At 34.4% G+C, this 3,263-nt stretch carries 2 protein-coding genes; both read left to right on the top strand.

Annotated elements, in window-relative coordinates; translation table 11 throughout:
* Positions 1 to 605 precede the first annotated feature (605 nt).
* On the top strand, positions 606 to 2,174 hold the full coding sequence (locus tag MM239_RS20630; RefSeq protein ID WP_241350221.1) for an RHS repeat domain-containing protein: 1,569 nt from the start codon (positions 606 to 608) through the stop codon (positions 2,172 to 2,174).
* Positions 2,167 to 2,583: a hypothetical protein gene (locus MM239_RS20625; protein ID WP_241350220.1), complete on the top strand. Its 417-nt coding sequence runs from the start codon at positions 2,167 to 2,169 to the stop codon at positions 2,581 to 2,583. Before MM239_RS20630 ends, MM239_RS20625 begins: the two co-directional genes overlap by 8 nt.
* Positions 2,584 to 3,263 lie beyond the last annotated feature (680 nt).

Below are 3,263 nucleotides of genomic sequence, written 5' to 3'. Positions count from 1 at the left end.
TTAAGTATATTCATGATCAGTATTTTATATTTGATCACAATTAAACCATTTCAATCCTCCTAATCAAACCATTGACACTAAGTGTCAATATTTAATTTGGCTACTGGCAAAGTTCCGTATATTCATAAAACCTAAATAGAATAATTTTGTGAGATCTATAAAAGAAGGGAAATTTGCTAATTATCTTAGAGGAAAAGCATCATCTCTTGAATTCGTTTTTTTTGATTTATCATTGTGAACATCAGTCCAAGACTTGGTATTATGAAAGTATATTGACTGTGATATTTTAAGTAGTGACGTAATGTTCGAGAAATCTAAAGGTCTGTTAATGGGAATTTAGAATCTAATGTAAGCTTGAGCCAGATTGCGATAAGGAGTAGCCAAAAGAAATGCTTCGGGTACATTCCAGAACTATGAGTACCAGTACCATCTGAAAGACCACTTGGGTAATGTTAGGACGACTTTCAAGACACAGCATGATATAGATCAATATCTGGCAAAATTCGAGAATGCATCAAGTACCTATGAGAACAATTATTTCAGCAGGTACGGGAGGACTGAGCGTAAAGAAAATGTCCACTGGACATTTTTAGCGAGGGGCCAGCTTGCAGGGTGGGAGAATCGACTCCCCAATATTTAACAGAACTTCAGGGTCTGGAAATTCATTTTCAGTCAGGCTTACTGGAGTAGGGAATTCAAAGCATGGATTAGCTAAATCCCTTGCAGTGAAGCCTGGAGATAAAATAGATGCGGAAGTTTATGTGAAGTACCTGGATCCGAGTACCACAGGAACCCCGGGGTCAGCCTTTGCGCAGCTGATCACCAATTTGGCAAACAATGCCTCAAGTGTAGTGATAGATGGAGCCACGGCTGGAACTAACCCGATGCCCTTTGCAGGCTTGATGGGTTATGGAAGTGACAACTCCACAGGGCCTAAGGCATACCTGAATGTACTGGTCTTTGACCAAAACTATCAGTTTCAGCCAAATCAGAGCACTTTCAAATCAGTAACTTTAGCAGCCAGAGAGACGGGAACAAATGTTCCGCATGAACTCGTAAAAACGATCCAAATCACAATACAAAAACCAGGATATGTGTATATTTACTTCTCCAACGAGAATCCAACTCCCGTTGAAGTGTTCTTTGATGACTTCAAGGTAACCCATACCAACACCAACATAGTCCAAAAGGATGACTACTATCCATTTGGAATGTCGTTTAATTCCTATTCAGCACCGAGTGGGGTTGGGCAAAAGTTCAAGTTTAATGAAGGAAGTGAGTGGATAAGTGAAAACAACTTGAATCTATATTGGACACCGAATAGACTTTACGATCCAGTTTTGGGGAGGTTTCAAGGTTTAGACAAGCTTTCAGATATGTTTACTTCAATCAGTCCAATGGTATTTAGTTTTAATAATCCGTTGAAGTTCAAAGATCCAACAGGATTGTCAGGAAAAGGTGATGAATGTGAAAATTGCACTGAGTTGCCTGAGATAATAGTTACGGCAACAAGATTATCCAGAAGTGGTTCAAATAATAGTATTACTTTGTTTTCATATATTTCAAGTAATAATCCAATTAAAAGAAACTTGGGACTGACAGCCAAAAACAAAGGCTTAAACGCTGCCCATGATCTCATGAATCGCGGACAAAAACTCCATTTCAGCGAGGGCGAATACATTACTGCAAAAAATTCAGACTACATGGATGGAATAAAAGCAATGGTGGCTTATGGGGTAACAGGTTCTATGATAGCTGTAGCTGCTAGTCCTATTTTGATAGAGAATATGGTTCAAACTTTAGGGACAAAAGTGCTAGGGGACATGGGGATAGAAAGTTTATGGCAAGCAGGAAACAGTCTTTTATATAGTGGAAACCTATCCCAAATAGATTTCGCTGATATTGGATTTGCAGGGATGGGCAGTAAGTATGGTTTTGTCTTGATGGCTACTTTTGATTTTACTTCTTCAGGTGAGTTTTCGATGATTGGGTTTGGAAAGAATAAAAGCCAATTTGCTACAGATATTTTGATAGGGTTTGGTAATAAATGGCACATAGATGCTATGAGTTCTGCAGGTGTAGATAAGGGCGTTATTAATGTAATCAATAATTTCAATAGTCCAATTCGAAATACGGTTGGAACTGGTATTAAGGAAGGGGTAAAAGATGAGTGATAAACAAAAACTTTATTTAGGTTTATTGTTAGGATTGTTAGCATTTATAAGTTGGAGCTTATATTACAATTCTTATGACAAGTTGTATACTATTGGTATTGTTGAAAATAAACAAACAGGATTGAAATCGGGTACTGTGGTTAAATATAGCTATTCACACAAAGGTCGAAATCACGAAGGAGGGACAGGAATTGGGGACTATAAAGTAAAAGTCAGGGATAGATATATTGTTGAGTTTGCTAAGGATAAAGTAGATTTGTCAAAAGCTTTATTTTATTATCCTGTTCCAGATTCTATTGCAATTGAAGTTCCAAGGGAAGGTTGGAAGGAAGTACCTTCAGAGCTTAAACAATATCGTAGGAAGAGGACTGAATTGTTTGGATTGTATGATATAGTTTTCAGGAAGTGACAAGATTTTCATGTATACAGCTAAATGCTATTTAAATTTATAATAATTAAGTAGGCACCTTGAGATTTGGTGTTGGTCAAGTTTCTAAAACGAAAGAATAATGAATTAAAAAGCAAAAGAATTTACCTAGATTTTTTTAGTTTTCCATAGAAATAGTATGTTGATATGGTCATGTTTTTAGATATAGAACATGAATTTTCTTTAAAATAAAATTTTTCAAAAGAAATATTCTATTTTTTTAAGTGGTTAGATGAAATTAAATTTGGTAGTATTAAAGTGGTATAAATCAAGTGATTTTTTTATTAATTCATTAAACAGTTTTATGTATTTGAAAACAAGTCTGATTAGACTATTAAAATTCAGATAGATACGATTAATATCTGATATAAACAATACCTAGAACTAGGTATTGTTTATATCTATTTATTTATTAAAATTTGTGAAAATATCTTTTGGTGGAACTGATATGTTACAAATTCTACTCATTAACTTGTGAGATTGATTTAGTAAGCAAGATGTTGTTCAAGATGATTCACTATTGAGATTTTTACAAAAATCAATATCTCAAAAATGAATATTAAAAAATTAATCTTTTCTTTCTATTAATGATATTATTTGTATTAGAAATTAGGGAACATATCATTTTAAAAAAACTGTGTATTTATAATTATATCACTATC

The organism is Belliella filtrata (genome assembly GCF_022549775.1).
Lineage (GTDB): Bacteria > Bacteroidota > Bacteroidia > Cytophagales > Cyclobacteriaceae > Belliella > Belliella filtrata.
The sequence above is the reverse complement of the archived record's forward strand: the minus strand, read 5'-3'. Positions and strand labels throughout refer to the sequence as shown.